At 39.9% G+C, this 23115-nt stretch carries 11 protein-coding genes and 1 pseudogene; all 12 read right to left on the reverse strand.

Translation table 11 applies throughout. The annotated features are described in order from the left end of the window. Positions 1–58: 58 nt before the first annotated feature. Positions 59–2572, reverse strand: a complete 2514-nt coding sequence (locus KEM09_RS14690; RefSeq protein ID WP_212229436.1) for a glycosyl hydrolase family 95 catalytic domain-containing protein — start codon at positions 2570–2572, stop codon at positions 59–61. Between the two features lie 126 nt (positions 2573–2698). Continuing rightward, the gene (locus tag KEM09_RS14695) at positions 2699–5104 is read right to left on the reverse strand and encodes a glycosyl hydrolase family 95 catalytic domain-containing protein (RefSeq protein ID WP_212229437.1); all 2406 of its coding nucleotides are present in this window, start codon (positions 5102–5104) and stop codon (positions 2699–2701) included. A 232-nt stretch (positions 5105–5336) separates the two neighbouring features. After that, complete coding sequence (locus tag KEM09_RS14700; RefSeq protein ID WP_212229438.1) at positions 5337–6872, reverse strand: beta-N-acetylhexosaminidase; 1536 nt, start codon at positions 6870–6872, stop codon at positions 5337–5339. 156 nt (positions 6873–7028) lie between these two features. Beyond that, positions 7029–8702 carry an alpha-L-fucosidase gene (locus KEM09_RS14705; RefSeq protein ID WP_212229439.1) on the reverse strand — a complete coding sequence of 558 codons (1674 nt, stop codon included), beginning with the start codon at positions 8700–8702 and terminating at the stop codon, positions 7029–7031. Between the two features lie 24 nt (positions 8703–8726). Next, positions 8727–10985: an alpha-N-acetylglucosaminidase gene (locus KEM09_RS14710; protein ID WP_212229440.1), complete on the reverse strand. Its 2259-nt coding sequence runs from the start codon at positions 10983–10985 to the stop codon at positions 8727–8729. A gap of 224 nt (positions 10986–11209) precedes the next feature. Continuing rightward, positions 11210–13360 (reverse strand): alpha-N-acetylglucosaminidase, encoded by a 2151-nt coding sequence (locus tag KEM09_RS14715; RefSeq protein ID WP_212229441.1) that lies wholly within the window; start codon positions 13358–13360, stop codon positions 11210–11212. A gap of 177 nt (positions 13361–13537) precedes the next feature. After that, positions 13538–15079 carry a RagB/SusD family nutrient uptake outer membrane protein gene (locus tag KEM09_RS14720; protein WP_212229442.1) on the reverse strand — a complete coding sequence of 514 codons (1542 nt, stop codon included), beginning with the start codon at positions 15077–15079 and terminating at the stop codon, positions 13538–13540. Positions 15080–15090: 11 nt separating this feature from the next. Then, positions 15091–18234: a TonB-dependent receptor gene (locus KEM09_RS14725; RefSeq protein ID WP_212229444.1), complete on the reverse strand. Its 3144-nt coding sequence runs from the start codon at positions 18232–18234 to the stop codon at positions 15091–15093. A 278-nt stretch (positions 18235–18512) separates the two neighbouring features. Beyond that, positions 18513–19487, reverse strand: coding sequence for a FecR family protein (locus tag KEM09_RS14730; protein ID WP_212229446.1), 975 nt, complete (start codon positions 19485–19487; stop codon positions 18513–18515). A gap of 67 nt (positions 19488–19554) precedes the next feature. Further along, complete coding sequence (locus tag KEM09_RS14735; protein WP_212229448.1) at positions 19555–20142, reverse strand: RNA polymerase sigma factor; 588 nt, start codon at positions 20140–20142, stop codon at positions 19555–19557. A gap of 143 nt (positions 20143–20285) precedes the next feature. Further along, the gene (locus KEM09_RS14740) at positions 20286–21689 is read right to left on the reverse strand and encodes a Gfo/Idh/MocA family protein (RefSeq protein WP_212229449.1); all 1404 of its coding nucleotides are present in this window, start codon (positions 21687–21689) and stop codon (positions 20286–20288) included. Between the two features lie 37 nt (positions 21690–21726). Continuing rightward, positions 21727–23070: pseudogene (locus tag KEM09_RS14745) on the reverse strand (sugar porter family MFS transporter); the annotation flags it as partial. Between the last annotated feature and the right edge of the window lie 45 nt (positions 23071–23115).

The raw sequence follows: 23115 nt of genomic DNA on the forward strand, positions 1-23115 counted from the left end.
AAAGTGTAGCCTTGTCTGATTTCAGACAAGGCTGCACTCTAACTAAACGATAGAATCATTAATAATTACGTTCCTTTCCAATACTGGCTTCCTTAAACACCTTCAATCCACTATTTGACTCTGACATATAGGTGGTTATATTTGTCAACTTCTCACCCTGAGGTAACAGAAGGTAGGTTGCTCCTTTCTGAGTTTCAAATTCAATCACTCCACCTTTCAGTTTTTCAGACTTTATTTTTCGACCATCATGTCTCAATCTTGTAACAGTTACTACTTTGTTGCTCCACGGGTTGACAACTCTACATCTATTCCCCTTCTGACTTTCAATTTCAATACCCGAAACCACACCACTTTTATTAAGTTCAGAAGCAACTAAAAATCCTCCCTGAGCCAACAGCTTAAAGGCAGGGCTCCATCCCTCCGGAACGGCAGGAAACACCCTGATTGCTCCTTCGTTACTTTGAAGCAACATTTCATTAATGGTAGACGCAAAAATACTCATTGGCTCTAACCCACACTGAATGAATGGTTCAGTTGGATGGCCCTTTTCATACTTGCACCTCTTATCATATATATAGTCGCGTTGCACCGTGATATCAGGTGTCGTCACAGAATCAGCGTATAACGATAGATAATACCAATGGTCAATGTTATAAAAAAGTCCTTGCGGGAAATGTTGCAACCTCCTAACCTGATTGGTTAATCGTTCAACAGCCACATCTCCTAATCCAAGCCTGGCTGACACAATGGGATCAGGTGAAATGGCGTTAACAAATGGTGCGTGATGCTTAACCACATTAACAGCTGCATTATATTCCCTCGAACCTTTATCCTCAATGCCTATTTGGTTAGCAGGAAAAACCAATGATGTATTAGCACTGAAATGGTTAGTCCAGCTGCCATATTCCTCCTGAGCCGGATAAATCGACCCATCCGGGTTATAACCTAATTGCATCACCTCACCAACGCCTGGCTCTTCTCTGAAAGGTATCGGCCAAAGGTGATTAATGATATGCTCCCAACCTTTCACCTTGTCGGCATCTACCTTTAATATTCCGGCCGATTCAATGCAAGCTGACATGACAGACAGCATCATATTTCGATCTGTTATGGAATTTTTAACCTCATTAGTACGCGGACTCTCGTATGGTTGAGATGGGAAGATAAAAAACTCTTGTTTTGACGCATCCCATTGTAACGTTTCAACATAGAATTCAGCCGTTTTTTTAAGAAATGGGTAGGCTTTCTGTTCTAAAAATGTCGTATCACAGGTATATTGAAAATATTGCCAGAAGAAACCGGCAATCTGGCTGGCTGGTGTGAAATTATTGATCATATCACCACGATTCCAAAAAGCCATATTACCAAAAAAATCATGGGCTTCACTCCATAAAACTGCATTATCGGCACCACGCCTTTTTGCATGTTTCTCAGCTTGAGGCATCAACCGGAAATAAGTATCTACATATGGTAACATCAGCTCACAATCATTTTGCGCAGCCAATCCCCAATATTGTTGCTGAGTGTTCCAGTGGTGCGGGGTTACCCAATTACGAACGTCATGGTTCCATGTCCATAAACCCCCATTAAAAACCACGGGATATTTTCCTCTTGAGCTACTGCCCATCAAATAACGACGCAAGTAATATATGTTTTCGAAATAATCCTCATCAATATGTACAAAAGATTTATCCCAAAAAGATTTCCACCAGTTCTGATGTGCCTGTTTATCTTGATCAACACCTACTTTCTCCACTTCATCTAACAGCCTGACAGCCTCTTTTGTAGGGGCATCTGATTCGTTTGATGTCACCAGTGCAACCATTAATGTTATCGTATGCGCTTCATTAAGTCCGGTACCTAGTTCCGCTTTATTGGAGCTTATCAATTCTGCCTGGGCCGGGGTGCCAAGCAACCGGCAAGCTACCGTAAAATCCAATCCATCAAGATGCTCTTCCAGCACAATGTCTTTACCAATTATCATGGATTCTGTATTACCAATACCTATGTCTGTATTTTTGGTGTATCCGCCATACCATCCAGGAAAAGCCCGACTGCCAATACGTTCCAGTGCTGCTTTTATTTTTGTTTGTTTATGGTTCTTATTAACTGACTTAAGCTCAACAAACCATACATTTTTATCGGCCGACACCCATGTAGTGACATCACTTTGGCCAAAAGGAGTTAACGACCGCATTGTTACTTCAGCATTTTTAAGCGATAAGCGTCCATCATAATCATCGAGATACAGCCAATCAAATACAGGCGCCCCAAAGTCGATACTTAACCTGGCACCACCCCGCAACGTAGCTCCGGCCTCTTCATTGGCCTGATCAAATAAGTCATTTTTGTTTATTTGGATCTCCAACCCATTTTTGCTGGACCAAACCATGCCTCCTAAATCGCCATTTCCTATCGGAAGGCCCTCAAAGCCCTCATAGGCGGGTGTTTTATAAACTATATCGTGTTTATCAAGGTAGGTTTTACTGTCGACTTTGAATATCAAATCAGTCTCTTGCGTACAAGCAATTGTACTGATTAAAAGACTAACTACTAAAAAACTTAATCTCATAGGAATTAATATTTTATGTGAATGAAGCATCTTTTCTCCAAAAATGATTTCCACCAATTTGTTTATCTATTGTTTAAATCACTTCACATTTAAACCCAAAATAAATTGGTGCATCTAAGTAACTAGCTACAGTTTTAACATTAGCTTTTCTGAACTATGGCTGTATGTTTTGCCATTAATCACTATCTTCTTAAACCTTTTGGGTAGATGAACTTCGATTGCCTGTTCTACTTTTGAGGTAATTTTTAAATTAACCTGCTCTTTTTTCACATCCCACTTTAGCTCTTCAACCTGCAACTGTCCGCGCAAAAGCACTTTTTCCAGGGAACCTTTTTCCCATCCTTCGGGGAGTGCCGGTAATATATCGAGCTTCCCATCCCATGCAAAAATTAACGAATTATTGATTACATCAGGGATCGTACCAACCGGGTCAAAACCATAGCCTTTGTTATCGGGCCAATAGGAAATCATAAAACTCGGGTAGACATATTTTTTACAAACCAAACGCGACAAAACCTCGTTAACCACATCGGCTCTGCGCAAACGTGCTGCGCATTGAGCCTGGTTCATTAAACCATGAGTGATGTGATTACTATCAGGATTTTTCCAATTGTTAAGGAATCCTTTTTCTTTGCCTTCAAAAGCCTTTTCAGAAGCTGCCCATAACACCGGATCACTCTCTTTGTCGAATTCACAAAACTGGTACAAGGGCAGCAGATGCGAATGATGTCGCTGGTTGTAGTTTTCCTGTGTTCCTTCATACGCCCATTCTTTCAACTCGCCTTTATCATTAATCTGATAATCTGGCAGTTTATTCAACATTGCTGTCCACTCAGGTATATTTTCCGCTTCAATGTCGAGTATTTCGCAGGCTTGAATCAGGTTGCTCAAAACTGATTTTAACACAGATATATCGAAGGTGGAGTTGGCATACAGTAAATGATCCTGCTCGGGTGAATATGAAATCCAGAAAGTATATTTTCCATTCTCGTCTTCTGTATCTTTCAGCAAATCCTCGTAGAACAATACGTTTTCTTTAAGTATTGGCACCACTCTGTTTTTCAGAAAATCCTTATCGCCGGTGAAGCGGTAATAATCGTAGAAAAAGTGAAGCATCCAGCCCATCGTGCCAATAGACTGTTCGCCGGGCCATCTTCCCCAATGTATGAACAGGTTTGTGTTTGATGCCCTCGGGTTAGACACAATTCCACGACAGCCAAATAGTTTTTGGGCATTTAAACGGCTATCAACTAACCACGATTCAATGAGCCGGAAATAGCTTTCCATCAATTCGGTCATATTGCAACTCATCAACGACTGTATCTCAAGCTGAATATTTGAATCAAGCGTATAATCACCACTCCACTCTGGCTGCCAGGTACCAGTCCATATTCCCTGCAGGTTTGCCGGATTTGTACCGGTACTGCAAATAATCAGGTAACGGCAGGCATCGTATAATTTTTCAACCAAAGCGGGCGACAAGCTGCCATCTTGAGCCGCTTTTTTCAGCATCTCCTGAGTGGTAATTTGCTTCTCTGATCCATTGTCAAGTTTTAGTCTAACCCTTGAAAACAAATCGTTATGAACCAGAGCATGGCTTGCAAACAACGAATTGTAATCTACAGCCAGTTTATCCAGGTTCTTTGCTATTGCCTCAAGTTTATTTTTTGAATAACCATTTATAAAATCGGGATGCTTGGGGGAGAAAGCCCACACTTCACTCTGTGTTTCCGGAAGTGGTGCCCGCCATGGCTCGACCTGCATTAAAATTGTGAGTTTATCGGCACCTTTAACCTTAATTGCATTGCCATCGGAACTCATGATTCCTCCCGCAGGAATTATGCGCACCAGGTTATCGTAACCACCTTTGCCATTCACATACGTCACATGTGATGCAATTTCACCATTGGATGTATGCATGTCCACATCAATCAGCTCATGACCCATTTTCATCGAAAAGCTTCCGCCAACTTTTCCTTTGGGGCCACTTATTTCCATTACAACCACGTTATCGGTACGAGAAATAAACATCTTGCGCAGCCACTTACCTTCCTCATTCTTCCACGAGGCGCACAATTCGCCGTTCGTAAAATCCTCACTGAGCTGATAATCCGTTATTGCTCCGTTCTGATTGTCGGCATCGATATGAAAAGTAAATGCCGGATGAAACGGGTCGGTCCATTTGATTTTTTGCCCTGACATTTCTCTCATCATTTCATGCACTACGGCAGGGCCATCTCTCCCGGCATCCAAGGCCGCCTTTTTTATTTCAGGCATGGCGCCCGATAAATCCTGTACAAACTCTTTTGTACCAAGGGTTAAAAACAACTGACAATGGTTGATAACAATGGTCTCGTTTACAGGGTTTCCATACATCATTGCTCCCATATTCCCATTACCGGTTAACATGGCTTCTTCCCATCGCTGGGCTGGCTGAGACGTTATTGCCCCGTTGAAATCTCTGTGATTTTGTCCGAAAACTATGACATTAAACATGACTAAAACTATAGCCATACGTACATTAAGATTCATAATAAAATATTAGTTTATGTATTATTCTTTTAACTCAGGAAGGTCCATTTCTGTATGCCACTCCATATATTTAGCCTTCATGTTATATGTAATATCCGGCAGAGAATCTGCCAAATCATTAAGCTCTCCAATATAACTACTCCAATAAAAATCTAAGCTGCAAAGCTTCCATTAATACCCCTCACCCCTTAAACCGGATGCTCCTGTGGGAATATCAAATGCATTCCTACTTTCATTTTTTATTCAACTTATCAGGCATCCTAAAATTAACACCTTGCTGATGTAGTCGGTTTAAATTGGGTTCCAGTCTTTTCATAAACGATTGCCAATCTCTATTATTCATCTCCGACCATCCGGCCTCGGCCAGTGCCATTCCGCGCGGCCAGGTCATATAAAAAGCCCTGTCGATATCCTTTATGTATTCTCCCCACAACGTGGCCTCAACACCAATGATATGCGCCTGCTCATTGGCTGGTAAGCCATAGCCAGGATCAAACTTATAAACCTGACGTAAAGGCAAGTAAGCCATCCAATCGCATGTTTCTTCACCCCTGGCCTGAGGATAATCAAAATAGGCATGCTCGCCCGGACTACAAATAAGGGGAAAACCTTCATTACGTGTTTTAGTGATGACTTCGGGGGTTAGGCCTCCCCTCCAGGCATACATTGTGCTTCCTACGGGGTATTGTGGCACATCCAACTCATACCAGAATAGCGGGCGTTTATTATGCTCCTTTAAGATTTGGTTCATCTCGCTAAAAAAGTAGCTCATAAGGCCATGCTCATCAATTAATCCTTTTTCCTTTATTTTTTCCTGGCACCTGGAACATTCTTTCCAATGATCGAGCGGAGCCTCGTCACCTCCCAGGTGAAACTTATCAGACGGAAATACTTCGGCCATTTCTGAAATTACATCTCTCAAAAATGTGAAGGTTTTATCATTTCCTGCACAAAACAGATCTTTTGAAACTCCGGGTGTAGTTCTTACTTTTAATGCTTTTGGGAAACAGGTGAATTCCGGATAAGCAGATAGTGCCGCTACACTATGTCCTGGCACATCCAGCTCTGGTACTATGGTTATGTAGCGCTCCTGAGCATAAGCAACTAACTCTTTTAGTTCATCCTTTTTGTAATACCCGGAGTGTGGTTTTCCATCACCGTCGGTCTCTTCTCTGAAAGACCCTTTTTGAACCAACAAGGGGTATTTTTCTATTTCAACTCTCCAGCCCTGATCATCAGACAAATGCAGGTGTAGGTGATTAAACTTATACATGGCCATAACATCGATATACCGCTTAATATCGTCTACTGATAAAAAATGCCTTGCCGGGTCCAGCATCAAAGCCCTGTAGGCAAAGCGGGGACGATCATGAATAAACAATCCTGGTAACGTTATATCACCTTGTTCTGTTTCCGTGTTCCATATTAGCTGAACCAAGGTTTGAATCCCGTAAAAAATCCCACGCTGGCCGCTGCCTGCTATTTCAATTCTGTCAGAATCAATTCTGATAGTATACTCTTCTGGATCTGCTAACTTATCATCATATCCCAAATAAATGCAATTCTTTTGCTGCAGGTTGCTATCCACCACCTTTGATTTAAATCCTGCTTTCATCTCTATCTGTTGTGCCAGGTAATTGGTCTCGAAAGCCAAGTCCGGATGTACTCCAATAACAAGCCCAGTTTCGCCAGTTATTTTGAAATGGCCCGATTCCGTTTTTAATTGATAAGGCTGCGGAATAAGACCCATGTCCTCATGTTGAGCCATTGTTATAAAGGGCAGCATAATAAGCCCCGCTAAGAGTATTTTTTTTAGTAACATATCACACTAATAAGTTAGAGAAATTATTTCCTGGAATAAGGCATACTTTTATGCATATTCTCCTACGTAACAAATTGATTGTCTTAGTCCTTCAAAAATGAACTAATGAATCAGGATTGGCTTAAAACTAACAAGACCACCAGAAGGTTTATTCATTTTAAATTTAAGCTGAATAACTATATCCCGATTATCAGTTATTTGAGCAGTTTGATTGATGTACACTTCATCACCTTTCATTCGAATTAGCTGTTCTATTGCTTTTTCACCATCGTAATACATTTCTGCTCCTATCAAATTAACCGACTTCTTACTATCGGGCACAAGCGTTAGCATATATTGCCCCGGAACATTGATTTTATCTTTTAGATTGATGCTTAAGCGACCTGTTTTGTTGTGGATGTCATCCTCTCTCCAGTCAGCCACCACTTTAGGTCTCGAATATACGTTCATCGATTTTTTTACAGGAGCAACAAAATCCTGTATCATATATGCAGATACCGAGCGTATTATTGGTTCACCAACGGATTTTGTAATTCGCCACCTGATTTTAGAAATTTCAATGGGTTCGAAATAGTCAATCTTTTTTCTTCCTACCGAAATTCCTTCGCATAGATTTTTCCAGCCATTAGGGGTTAAGCCTTCTACAATGTATTCGCGAATGCGCTCGCCATATTGGTATGCCTCCATAGTGACTATATGGTTGACCCGTTTCATCCCCTTCAGGTCTAACACAATCTCATGACCTCTTACTGCCTCGAGCTTAGCGATTGGGCGCTCAAACCTGCTTGAAATCTCATGACCTAACTCACGATACCTTGCCATATCACCTTCAGGTATTAATCCGGTTGTGTCGGGTGAGGCATTTAACAAGAAAACACTTCCATACCCAACTGATTGGTAATAACAATCCATTAATTCTTGAAGGGATTTTCTTGTTTTAACTTTCTTTGGCGACCAGAACCAATAATGATCATATAAGGTAGTATTGGTTTCGAGAGGCGCCCAGGTATCCCCATTAGGATTGCCATGCAACTGAGTTGCCACACCTGTTTGCAGATCCTCACGCATAACCGTATTCCAGGCCGGATAATACAGCTTTCCGGATTCTGTTCCCGGCCATCGTAATGAAGCCTGTGGCCCCTGAAAAACAACAGCATCCTTGGCATACGTTTCTAGAATATCTGAAACATCTATAATACAACTTCCATCGAACCAAACCTCTGTGATAGGACCATAATTGGATAGCACCTCGGTTAGTTGCTTCCGAAACACTTTATTGTAGGCTTCCTGTTTGGTGGGATCTTTTGTTTTGCCCCCACTTCCAATCATGGCACCCCATGTTCTGTCACCTGGATAGACATAGACCCCAAGGTTAAGCCCGTATTTTTTACAGGATACTGACAGCTCTTTTAACACATCTCCCTTCCCATTTTTATAAGGAGTGTTGCGTACGCCATACTCGGTAGTAGTTGTTTGCCACCAGCAAAAACCACCACTATGCTTGGCAACAAAAATAATCTCTTTAGCTCCAAAGGCCAGTGCAGCTTCGCACCACTGATCAGTATTCAGCATTTGAGGATTAACCCTTTCTAAAGAAACCGTATGGTCATTTTGCTCCACCTCACTCCAGGTGGTAGGCGCAAAATGTAGAAACATGATGCGCTCTTGCTCGTGCCATTGGTATTGAGCTTTGGTAGGCATTGGTATTTGCTGAGAGTAAACTAAGTCCAAGCACAAAAACACTATCAGTACAATTATAAACAGATGCTTTTTCATATGTTTCTTGTATTAAACAACTGGTTAATAGTACTCCTCCAGAAGTAACCTGTATTTATTAAAAATGCTTTCCACTATTTCAATCTCGTCCTCCTGATGCCCTAAAGGCATCTCTTTTCTACTTTTAATCCATGCTTTCTCCCAATCGTCTAAAGCTGCATAAAACCCGTTGGCCCGCAAGGCAATCCGACCATGGGTTGTTGGCAGGTCTTTTTCATTGTATTCATCACCTTGTTCAAGGTGCTGTTCCAGCATTTCGAAATATTTCAACCACCGGGGCATGTAATACCCCTTTATGAGGCCACCCCATTCGCGCCAGGAGTAATCGAAAATAGTGCCTCCCCACTGAGTAACCAACAGCGAAGCATTATACTCATACAAATCGCCTTCTTCAGCAGTGCGTCCCCACTTTCTGGCATCGGCCACCCATTTGCCAAAGTTGTACTCGTCCCTTGTGCTTACCACTCTATCTACATCCACAAGTAACTCCAGAAAACAAGCCGAATGTTTTCTGAATGCCTGCAGATCTTTATTGAAATAGGCTTCTGTAATCTTTTTGTCTATTTCTTGTGCCAGGTTGGAAAGCACCTGACGTTGCAAGTCTACAAGGTCGAACCGGTACCCGTCGGATTGTTTAATATTGCCCGATTCACTTAAAAGCAACTCTAAAGCTTGAATAACATTTTTAGGGTTATAAGGAATGTCCAGACCGGCATTGGGTCCTGATTTTTTGTGTGTTAACGATGGCCTTGCTGCTATAATAGAACTATTCTCGACCCCGTTTGTACCCGGTTTATAGGGTCCATCCAACAATAATTGCCATGCTTTGGCGGCATTTATGGATGATGCACCATACCGCCGAGTGGTATAATTCAAGAGCCAGTCGTTTAAATCAATAGCGCCATCATGAAAACTCATTTCAAATGCCAAATCGTAATACACAGGATTTTGAAATATCGCTTCCATAAACAATCCACTCCCAACGGCATTTGGTGCTGCTGTTTTCGACTGCTGATACTGGTTAGATACCAGTAATTTAAGATCGCCATGCATATTAATACGCCCGCCAAAGTTGTGCAGGTTTCCCACCACAAAGTTATACCCCCAGAAATTATTTAGTTCAGACCATCGCTCACCATTCAAATCCAGAATCAGCAACCGGTCCTTAGGCAGCACTGTAGCAATATCTTCACGTATTGTCCAAGCCTGCATGACCCATAAAGCATCAGGATCACATTCTGTCATTAAATCGTTAATGGCCCGCCCTACTTCATTCATATATTTTTTTGTATTCTTTGGTGGGTGACCTTCATGGAAAGGGTCTGCCGCATACACGCCATAAGCACCAAACAGCTTCTTCTGCTCTTGCATAAAGGCCTTACCAAACTCTTTAAAAAGAGGATCAAGAGGATCCAGCTGTGCTGTTCCTTCAATACCACACCATTCATATTCCTGGAGAATTTTTGCATCAGGATATTTATCCATAAAAGCCCGTGGAACATACCCTGTAAACCCTTGCTGAACAGGTTTCATCCCCAGTTCATGGTATCTGTCAATTATCTTTTTCCCAAGCTCTATATGCGCTTCAATCCAGCTATTAGGCAGGGGGCCTCCATGGCTTTGTATATTAGTCATCCACTGCCATGCCAGATAGGCCGGTCCAGCCAGAAAACTTCTCACCTCCTCATCATCAAATCCAAACTTCAGCAAGGTGTTGTACCACACACCTTCAAGGCCTACTATAGCAAGCGGCATATTAACACCATTCATGGCTAAATAGTCAATTTCCCATTGCCAGCGCTCCCAGTCCCACCACGATGCAGAATAGTTAAAGGTGCAATAATTGAAATGCACCCGGTATTCCGCATCTATTATTTTACGCTGTTTATGAGTTGGAAGAGGCAGCTTTTGGGCCAGGTTCATTTGAGTACCACACCATGAGACATGCACATTACAGGTATATTTCAGATACCAATGTAAAGCAGAGGCGATGGCAACCTGATTATTCCCTCTTAAAACGATCGTGTTGTTCACTGTATCAATTTCAAAAACATCCTTGCCATTTTCACTATCGATCACTTCTAAGTGAAATTGAGTGGCATAACCTGGAATGACCCGCTCGATGAGATTATTCGCCGCAGCTAATACCGAATTTGGTTCATTGGGGCTACTAAACGAGCAAAGAAAAATAAACAATAAACCTAAAACCGGTATATACTTAAACCTCCTAAAGCCTGCTTTAATAAAAGCACCTGACACATTAATAAAACTTATACATTTCATCCCCATTGATATTACTTTTTTGAAGCAAACACCCTACAAAGTCAATAAAAACATCTTTCTATTAACACAATAAAACAAAGAGTCACTAACGCATTATACAAACAGTAAGAAAAAGGTTTGCTCAGCTTTACAAAGCTAGCAAACTTTCTTTCTTACCATTTAAAACTTTAATAGTTAAACACTCAACGATTAAGACTATCTATAGTACCTGCAATGATTATCGCTTATTCAGACAAAGACCTAAGCAACTCCTGAATAGGGTTATCAAATGGAATAGTCTCATTTTCATATTCAGATTGAATCCACTGCTCCTCCCATTCCAGGACATTAAATTTTCTGTTTTCCTTCTCAGCTTCTAACCATAACTCCCAGCGTTTGGCGTAGTAGGAGCCGATTAATCCGTTCCAGGTTCGTGCAGCATATTCATTTACACCTCCTCCCCACGTCGTATTTAAACGCTTGGCATTACTTTCGTAGTATTGTTTCTCGGCAGTTGTGCTTCCAAAGCCCCTTGCCAAATCAACCCAATTTTGAAGTTTATGGTTCGGATGTGAAGCCAGTAAGCGATCAATAAAGAGCATATCGGCAATAGCTTCTTCATAGGCAGCATAGCGTTTCTCCTTTTTAAGAGTGCCAGCGCTATGAAGTTTTTCATCAACCCTAAGCCCCATCAATTGTGCCCCCAGTTCAATTGCATCGTATTTATACAGTTCGCTGCCTCCAAGTTCTTCGGCACATTGTAAAAAAAGTTGAACGGCTTGCTCAAAGGTATCAGACTGATGTACACTTCCACTCCCTCCTGGTCCCGGACGAAATTGATAGCGAAAACGCGGATGATCTGTAAAAGTACCGAAACATGATTTCCTTAGTAAATCCCACGATTGTTTCATTTTATCAGGATAGGCACCATAGCGAGCTTTGGAGTACATTTCCAGCCACTCATCAAGGTTTATTTCATCAGTACGCCACCCCCAGTCAGAAAGCAGTTCGTAGATAACCTCATTATTTTCTATACCTTCAGGTGCAAATCCAAAACCTATTAACTGTCCTTTATTTTCATACTGTAATGCTTGCTTTGGTGCTGAGGCATAGAAATCCAGCACACCATTCAATGGTACTTTGCCCCCCATATTAGGGATAAATGAGTAAATCCACTGCTTACCAAAAAAGCCTTTATACATTTCCCATGAATAATCAATTTTCCAGAATAAGGCATTGTATTCGTTAGCCATATCAAGAATCATCAGCTTATCGTCAGGTATTTTTGACATCATGGCGTTCAAGCGTTCAGGCGTCCAGAACAGCTTACCATCCTTATCACGGTGGTAAGGAAATGTCCAGCCTTGCATCACCCAAACAGCATCCGGGTTTGCTTCCTTAATTGGTTTATACACTACTTCGCCATAGGCCGCAAGTTCATTATTGGCTATTACAGGATCATCGCTCAATGGCACATCCATTTCATTAAAACTATCAGCCAAATAATATTTTCCTTTGCCAAACTCCTTTTCCCATTCCTCAATGTACATCTTGCCAATTTTTACAAACAGATCACTTTCAGGAGAGAGAATATGCACCTTCTCATCAAAACCACCCCATCCGAGTTCACGTACCTTCTCATCGGGGTATAACCGGCTGATGCCTTTGGGTACAAAACCCGCAAAAGCATGCACGATTGGCTCCATCTGCAACTCCTTCATGCGCGTTAGCATCTTGTGGTTTAATTCAATTTGTTTATCAAAGAAAGATGCAGGCGGAGGGCCATCCCAAGCTCCGATATTACCCATTCGGTTCCATGGAAAATGAGCAGGCCCTGAGAAGTAATCGAGAATTTCATTATTATTCAAGCCAAGATTTTCGAATACACGATAAAGAATAGCTTCATGGGCACCCGCAATTAATGGCATGTTCATGCCATGCATTGCCATCCAATCCAGCTCTTTCTCCCATCGTTCCCAATCCCAGTAGGGTGTGGTATACCCATGGGTAACCGTATTTAAATAATACCGGTATTTAAACGGCGACTGCACCGTTTTGTCAACAAGCGGTAAGGTTTCGGGAATATTAATATGGTTACCCGACCAGCTAACAATTGAATGACAATTGTTACGCAGGTAATCATAGGCACCACGACAAAGAGCTGTGGGTGAACTGCCCGTTACCACAACTTTTCCATCAGCTACATTAATTGAATAAGCATCATTACCTTGTCCTTCAACATATTTAAATGCAAAAACGTCGGCATTAGCTTTACCAACCACACGACTAAGCACCTGTTTTGCCACGACTTCCACAGGCTCTTCCACACTGTTTTTGGCCTTGCAGCCATTCATAACCAGCAACAATAATGCTACTGTCAAAATTTTAAAATGCATTTTCATTAATTTTAAAGTTTATCCTATATCTATTTGTTATTTATCCAAGCAATGCAATTATTAACCACTAGTAACTAATAAAAAGAGATGACCTCATTACTACATGGCCATCTCTTTAAATACACCTATATGAAAAGCTTTCAGTTAAAATCCATTAGAACAATCGAAAAAAAAATTTTAGTTCCAACCAGGGTTTTGATCTAAGTTTTCATTATTTATTAACTCCCATTCAGGTATTGGCCATAAATAATCGCGAGGTGCAGTAAACACACGATTCTCGAGAGGCACAACTCCTACTGCAGGTTGGTTCATCGTTGTTTCCAGTAATTTCCATCTATGATAATCATAGTATAAAATACCTTCTCCAACAAGTTCAATAATCCTTTCATTTCTAATAATATCTCTAAAGTTATCTTTAGTTAAACCTGCCAAAGCAATTGGTGGAACAACAATATCTGAACCATCTACAGCAGCACCTTTACCTCCACGTTCTCTAAGTTCATTAATAATGTCAACCAAATCCTGAGATGGACCGCTTAGTTCATTACTTGCTTCAACATAGTTTAAATAAACCTCTCCTAACCTGAAAATGATATGATCAACATGACTACGCTGCTCCGCCTCTTCACTTGGGTCTATAAACTTTCTAAAGTTTAACCATGTACCGCCATTAATAAACATAGCCCCTTCATATTCAACATCCTTAGTCCAATCAAAAATAGATTGGTTTAAACGAGGATCTCTGTTCTCAAATGGTTTATCAGCATCATAAATCGGACTAGAAGCTATAGGTACTCCATTAATATCAGGATATCTTTCAACCAGTGCCATTGTTGGTGAGAAAATATTCCATGATGCATGAAAGCTAATTGGCCCTAACCATTGGCCTAGAGAATGATACTGACCTTCCAGGTCTGCATTAATCCTAGCCAAGATAATTTCTTCACTGTCTTCTCCTTCAGGTCTGAACAGTTCTGTATAATTACCATGAAGAGAGAATCCCCCTTGATCTATTATCTGTTTTGCCATCTTGGCACTTTCATCTAGCATCGTGTTGTCATTGGCAAGTGTACCTTCATACAACAAGATTCTTGATTTTAATGCCATAGCAGCCCATTTGTTAATTCTACCACGCTCAGGTGTATAATCTGAAGCCGATAATTCTGAGATAGTCTTATCTAACTCAGTTAATACAAATTGCAACACCTCAGCCCTGGGTTTTTGGCTTACCTTACCTTCTGTAATAGATAAAACCTTGTCAACAATAGGCACATTTCCATATTGGTACATCAGCTTATAATGTGCCCAAGCTCTTATAAAGCGCCATTGGCCATTATATTTATCTAATTTAGATTCATCAAGTCCTGCCTTACCAACATTATCTAAAAACCAGTTGGCATTTCTGATAGAGCTATATGCACTTGTCCATAAACTATTTACCATTGATGCCCCTGGGTTTAATGCACCTGTTGATATTTCAGCATTAGGACCTGACTGACTAAACATTACCTCCGTTAAAGCATCCCATTGTAATTGACCAACATTATCCAAGTCGAAATGTGCAGCATTTGCTGCTTGTATAACTTGCTCTTCCGATGTCCAAAACTGATCATCGAATATTGCTGTTACCGGAAGCTTGGTAATATCTTCCTCTGAACAGCCTATCAGTATAATACTGAAAAGAAATACCTTAAAATATATATTAAAATTCTTTCTCATAACTACTAATATTAGAATTTAACATTTAATCCAATTACATATGTTTTAAGCGGTGGAATGCCTAAGCCCCCCGTTTCAGGATCATGCCCTGGTCGGAAATTGGATATTGTTAATAAATTAGTTCCTGTAGCATAGATTCTTACACTACTCAATATATTGTTATCAGGAATTGGTAATGTATAACCTATCTGTATGTTTTTCAACCTTAAATAACTGGCGTTAAATACCCAATAATCTGAATTTGTATAAAAGTTCTGAAAATAGGTTTGCTGGGCAAAAAGAAGTGGTCTTGGATAAGAACCATTAGTATTATTTTCGCTCCATGCATCATTTGCCTCTTCAGGGATCCAGGCGTTATTTCCAAATAAATCATTTGCCTTATACTGATCTGCACCAGCAATACCTTGAAAAAATGCTAAAAAATCAATATTCTTCCAATCAGCTTGCAACCTTAGACCCCATGTGATTTTAGGTAAAGTCTCACCTATTTTTACCTTGTCATTAAAGTCTAATATACCATCATTATTAATATCCTTGTACTTAATATCTCCAGCAGAGGTATTCGGATGTATGCCCGAAGTAACGGATGACTTATACTCCTGTGCTTCTGCATCTGTTGAAATTATACCCTCACTTACATAACCATATACAGACCCTAAAGGATCGCCAACTCGTGTATCTCCCCACTCACTAAATGCATCCGTTAACTCAAGGATTTCATTTTTATTGTACGTTCCGTTTAATGAAACGCGGTAATTAAAGTCATTTACATGTCCTTGATGTGAAAGAATCATCTCCACACCTGTATTCTGTACACTTCCTGCATTAATTGCAGGTCCACTTCGGTTAGTTCCAACAACACCTTGAACAGGACTTGCTAAAAGAATATCATCAGTTACTTTCTTATACACATCAATTTCACCACTTAATAATCCTTTTTTTAACGAAAATTCCAATCCTAAGTTTGATGTACTAGTAGTTTCCCATTTCAGATCCCTAAACGGAATGCTACCTTCAGAAGCTGTTGGAGCAACAATATCGCCCATTCCAAAATAGTAAGTATTAAATGCAATAGCAGAAAAATAACTGCCATTAACCGAATTATTACCGCTTGTTCCGTATGAGGCCCTAATTCTTAGATAATCGAAAAACTCACTATTAAAGAAGTTTTCTTCCGATAGAGCCCACTTACCTGAAACAGCTGGAAAAAAACCATATCGCGTTTCAGGAGCAAATGTAGAGGAACCATCATATCTGCCACTAATTTCAATAAAATACTTCGAGGCATAATTATAGCTAATCCTACCAACACCTGATTGCAAAGCACTTTCACCAACATTACTCGAAAGAGCTGTAATATCATCATTATCACCAGAGTTAGGGGCATCTAATTCAGTTAATAATTCATCAAACTGAAAAGCGCGTCTACCACCTCTTAAAAAGGACCTCTTGTAAAACTGCACATCCCATCCAGCAAGAGCACTGATTGAGTGAGCACCAAAGCTCTTATCATAATTTAAGAAGTTTTGAAAATTCAATTGTCTACTTGTCACATATTCTTTTGAAAGTGAATTCACATCGGAGAACCAGGCAGGTCCTTGACTATACGATCTACTATATATGTATGAAGTGTTGTTAGAATTCCCAAATACACCTGAATACCTACCGGTAAAGCTTAAGCCATCAATAATATCCCATTTAATAGCTGTATTAGCAGTAAATTCGCTCCCTTGATAGTTTGAAGAACCCGCCTGTAATTCCCACACGGCATTCCAGAATCCTCTAGGATAAGCCCCAGCCTGATTCAGATAGGCAAATCCTCCGCCATCTTCTTCAGATTGGTAAACAGGCAGAAAGGGTGCTGTTGAATTCATATGCTGATAAATGTTATCAATCCCATTATTAACACTTGGAGATGTATTGTCAATTATCGTATAATTTAAATTGGCCGAAATATTTAAACTCTTAGTTACTTGCGTTGAAAGATTTGAACGCAGAGTATACTTATTTCTCTCAATACCATTCATAATACCATCATCATTCTTATAGCCTAATGAAAACAAATAAGAAGTTTTGTCATTGTTACCTGACACACTTAAATAATGACGATTTGAGCGTTCCGTTTTAAGCACCTCATCTTTCCAATTAGTATTTGCATAATAGTGGTCTGTTCCATTTTCAAACAATTGAATTTCGTCTGGAGTAAACATCTCGGTTCCCCCTGAATTTAATGAAGCCTGATTCATTACTTTTGCCGAATTAACGGAATTCATAGACTCTTGAGTTGAAGTTAACTTCCCCCAACTAGTATAGGTCTCGTAATTAAAAACAGCTTTTCCATCTTTACTTTTCCCTGATTTGGTAGTAATCAATACGACACCAGCCGCCGCACGTGCTCCATATATTGAAGATGCTGCACCGTCTTTTAATACAGAAATACTTTCAATATCATTTGGATCAATATTATCAGAGTTTTGAGGAATACCATCTACAATAAAGAGTGGAGTATTATTCCCTATTGTAGTTGCACCTCTTACCTGATAACTTAATCCTTGGTTATAACCTGCATCGCGCACATACAATCCGGGTAATTGTCCTTGCAGTGCAGAACCGATACTAGTAGTTGTAATATTACCTAATTCTTTAGAATTTATTTGTGTTACGGCAGCAGTCACATTAACCTTTTTTTGCGTACCATAACCTACTACAATCACCTCATCGAGCCCTGTTGCCTCTTCAACCAAAACCACATCAATACTGCTGCGGTTAGCAACTTGTACAGTTTGGGTATCATAACCAATAAAAGAAAATGTGATAACCGACTCGCCCGAACTTAATTCTATAGTGTATGAACCATCGATACCTGTGATAACACCATTTGTAGGGTTAGCTGCCTCAAACACATTAACACCAGGTATTGGATCGCCATTAGGATCAGTTACAGTACCTCTTACGGTGATTTCACTTTGCTGAGCTGAATTAACATTTTTAGTATGCGTCTGCGCAAATAATAAAATCTTATCATCGATAATTTTAAAGTCCAGATGTTGTTCTGATAAAATTTGCTTCAACACATCTTCTACATCGGTATTGTTAACCTGTACCGAAACAGACTCATTTTCATCAACCACATCATGGTTGTAAATAAAATTCACATCCGTTTGCGATTCGATTTCCTTTAAAACCTGCTTGAGTGTTACGCCATTTGCCTTTAGGCTAACCTTCTGACTCTGTGCACTTGTATTGGCTTGCAAGGGCAACAGCATGGCAAATAATAACCAAATTGTTATCCGCATAATTGTCCATGTTTTTTGAAAACCACTGGCATATAGCAGCGTTCTCATTTTAGTCTTTTTTTTCATACATTTGAACTGTTTTAATTAAACTTAAGGGTGAGGGGGTGAAAAATGTTGGTAGCATTTCCCCTCATTTCTTATTCTTTACTCATTACGATTGTATTATTTTTTAAAACAAATTTAAATGGCTTTGTAATCGACAAAAACCCAAGAATTTCGAACAAATTCTCATTTCTGAAACTCCCGGAATATTTATAATTGTTTAATGCCTCGTCCTCTATTATAATCTCAACACCGAATCGTCGTTCTAATCTGGCAGCAATTTCCTTTAGAGATGTTTGCTCAAAAACCATATAACCATCCTCCCACGATTTGCTTTGCTTAAGACTATTAATAACCTCCATATGCATATCTTCTTTGCGCAAAATTGCTTTTTGACTCGGCCTCATCTCCAAGCTTTGATAATCAGCAAACTCCCCATTTAACCGAACACTACCTTCTTTAAGATAAGTCGTTATTGTTTCATCCTCCTGGTAGGCCGACAATATAAACTCGGTCCCGAGTACCTCAACCTGCAAGTGTGAAGTTTCAACTCTAAAGGGCTTATTTCTGTCTTTACTAATATCAAAGGACGCTTCTCCAACCAACACTACATCCCGGCTGTCTTTCGAAAATTTCCCTGGGTATAATATGGTGGATGCCGCATTAAGTACTACTCTGCTGCTATCAGGCAATATTATTTCCTTTGTTTCACCAAAAGCTGTTGAGTAACGTTCCATGCTTACCTGCTGAGTATCTTTTTGCAACAGATACAACAACGAGCCTGACAATAATAAGAGTACGGACGCCGCAATTTTCAAAAATAGGTTTTGTCTTTTTTTCCAAATAATGCGTTCATCGCGCATTCCTGACACCACCCTATTGTATATACGGTTCACTGCCACCGAATCATGCCTGACATGTCCCTTGCTCCAGAAACGCTTTACAACATCATACTGACGCTTCTGCTTTGAGTCTGACATCAACGCCTTCAACCGCAAGCTTTCTTCAACAGTATTTTCGTTGAGTAATTCCTGACTTATAAGTTGCAAAATTTCTTCTTCCTGTTTCATCAATTATTAGTCTTCATTATTAAAGACTCTATGAATTGGGAAAAAGCCTAGGATACTTTAATAAAAACTAAAAAAAATTAAAAAGTAAGGTCAGCAACCGCACCCCTTCTTTTGCTGAATGTCTCTTATTATTACCTACTTGATCGATTAATTTTGTAACCGCAGTCTTTAAATGATACTCTACAGTTTTTTGGGAAATATCAAGTATTTCAGCAATCTCTTTACGTTTAAAACCTTGAAGTTTAGCCATTGAGAACACCAATTTACATTTAGGTGGCAAACTCTCAATGGCCTCATTGAGACTATCTATCAATTCTGTGTTGAAACCCTCTTCTTCTGGCACTTCAATTCTTTCAATGTTATAGGAGGAAAGCTCATCCAAACTCACTTCGTTTAATCTGTTACGCTTTATTGCTGTAAGACAACTATTTCTGACTGAAATAAACAAATAGCTCTTAATATCCTCTATATCGGAAATTTTATTCCTGTTCTTCCACAACTTTAAAAATACGTCACTAACAACTTCTTCTGCTGTCTCCTTACTTCGCAGGAAGCCTCTTGCAAAACTATATAAACCTGAACTGTATTTGCTCATAAAATGAGCGAATTCTAATTCATCACCTTGGCTTATAAGTGTTTTTGAGGGGTGTCCCATGATTAAACTTTCAATTCGTAAGTACAAGTACAGTTCAAATATATGTTTTTAATCAATGATTTGCCCAAGTTTTATTATATCTTTTTAACATTAACTAATAAAGTCATTATCATTCAACCAGATGAAAAGCACCTGCAAATACTCTAACGTACCTTTAGATTTACGTCCATCACCTGTCCATTTTTCAAGCGTGATTCTTCAGCCATAAATCCCATTAAATGACTTTCCATCGATGCCTGAATAGTAGAGGTTAATCGTTTAGGATCTTGATAAGCCACTGCCCTGACAAAATCATACATCAACCAATAATCACCACCGCCATGACCATGAAAGGCCGCATTCTCATCAACACTTAACTTAGATGCATCCCATGTCCGTTTTTTTCTTGTAATAGCGTTATAATGGACGAGTTCATTCATATCACCATATACATCACCCATAGTGCCAAATATGCGTGTTCTTCGATGTCCATAATGCGTATGTGCTTCCATTGAAAATGAAAGTGTCACATCATCTTCAAATTCAAAATTACTTACCTGATGATCAACTACATTATTATCACATCGATAAACACATCGACCGTATGGTCCTGTTCGAAGTTCATTTAATATAGTCTCGTCACTCGCACTTCGTAAGTCAAAATTAAAATGCTGCCCCCAATTTCGCCATTCTTTATATATTTTAATTGCTGAAAACGGACAATTGCGTTCAACAGCACAACCATCGGTACACCGTGATGTTGATCCTTTGGGCGCATTTCTTTCCTTGAAAAGAGATAACGAACCGAATGATGACACTCTTTTACAAGACTTACCAATTAACCAACGTAGTATATCCGTATCATGGCAGGACTTGGAGAGAATCATTGGTGTTGATTTTTGAGAGTTTCCCCAATTACCCCGGACAAAAGAATGCGACATATGAATCCGTGCGACGGGCTCAAGGTGCTGCACACTTACAACATCTCCTATTTCGCCAGAATCGATAATTTGTTTCATCTTTCTGAAGTAAGGCGTATATCTTAAAACATGGCAGATGGCTACAATAGCATTCTTTTCAACTGCCAATTCCAGTATGTCATTACATTCTTCCCAAGTTTGAGCAATAGCCTTCTCCAAAAGCATATCATAGCCTTGATTCAATCCAGCCATGGCCGGTCCATAATGCAAATGATCAGGCGTTGCAATAATTAAAGCATCCGCAAATTTGGCTTGCTCAAAAACATGCTCCCAGGTTGTAAATTGCCTGTCTTTTGGAATATTAAAAGTCTTTGCCACCCTTTCGCGACGATAAGGTATTGGTTCTGCCACACCAACAATTTTTATTTCATCTTGATGTGAAGCAGCATACTGTCCATATGCTAACCACCCCCGGCTTCCAGCTCCAATAATGATGGCAGATATAGGTTTTTTAAGTTTATCTGATTTTTGCGTATCAGGGAGTTGCAAAGACATGTCATTGCCAGCTTTGGCATTTGTTGGCATTAACGGTAATGCCGCGGCCATTCCCAAAGCCTTAATCATATTACGTCTATCCCATTTTGTCATATCGTACTGTTTTAAGTTACACGTCAATAACCTGCTTTCATTTATTTTCACGCTCTATTTCCTCGAGCGATTTATTGGTAGTTTCAAACAAATATTTCTTAAAAAAGAAAAATCCGCTAAATGTCATCACTGAGAAAAAGGCAAAACTATACGCCACACCTTTTCCCTGATCAAACATGCCTGTCACAACAGGAAACAGAAAAGTAATAACCCCGCTAACCATCCAATTAGAGAACGATCCAACAGCAACACCTCTTGAGCGTATATTATTTGGAAAGACTTCGGCCAATAACACAAATACAACAGCTCCCATTGATGATGCAAAGAACGCGACGTAAACAATTAGTACAATGATTAAAATCCAACTACTGGTTTGCCCCATGTAAAAGGCCCATGAAAAAACACCTAAAGCAATAGCCATTCCTAAAGTGCCATAATAAAGTAAAGTCTTTCTGCCGATACGGTCGATAAACTTCATCGCCAGTAAGGTAAAAGTTAAATTAGTAAGACCCAGTATCACGGTTTGGCCAATGGCCGAATCTGTAGAAAACCCGGCAGCTCTGAATATATCTGTTGCATAGTAAAATACAATTGCTACCCCGGTTAGCTGACTATACAACCCAATACAAATACCTATTAAAGTAAACTTCAGGTTGGGTTTTTTAAACAGTTTCTCTTGTTGTTGTTTCTTCTCCTCAGCAATTGTCTCTCTGATTTCCCTAATAATATTTTCTGATTCATCCAAAGGGTTCACTTGCTGAATGACAAGTTGCGCCTGCTCATAGTTCCCTTTCTGAACCAGCCAGCGCGGACTTTTACCCACCCTGAATAGCAGTATCATAAAAATCAAAGATGGGATAGCCTCAGACATAAACATATACCGCCAGTTATTTTGACCACAATCTATCAGCAAATAATCAACAAAGAATGCCAGAAGAATACCAATCACCAATGCCAGCTGAAATGTGACAATCAGCCGCCCCCGATGAGTTGGCGGGGCAATTTCTGAAATATACATGGGTGAAAGGACGGATGCAGCACCAACTGCCAAACCACCTATAAAACGAAAAACGATAAAACTGGTTATTTCGGGGGCCAATCCGGTTCCCAAGGCAGAGATAAGAAACAGAAAAGCTGAAAGCTTAAGCATCTGCCGCCTTCCATACCTGTCGCCGGGTTTACCAACTCCGATGGCACCAATTATACAACCAACCAGAGCTGAGCTGACAGCCCAGCCAGTCATGATGTCATTAAGTTGAAAATGAGCTTTAAAAAATGGCAATGCACCATTAATGACTGCTGTATCGAAGCCATATAGTAACCCTCCTATGGCTGCAACTAAAGTATAAAGAATAAGTTTTCCCTTCATATCAAAATTAGTCGTGCATGTTACTGCATAATTTACAAATGTCGCTAAATAGTTAAA

The organism is Carboxylicivirga mesophila (genome assembly GCF_018271975.1).
In the GTDB taxonomy this organism is placed as follows: Bacteria; Bacteroidota; Bacteroidia; order Bacteroidales; family Marinilabiliaceae; genus Carboxylicivirga; species Carboxylicivirga mesophila.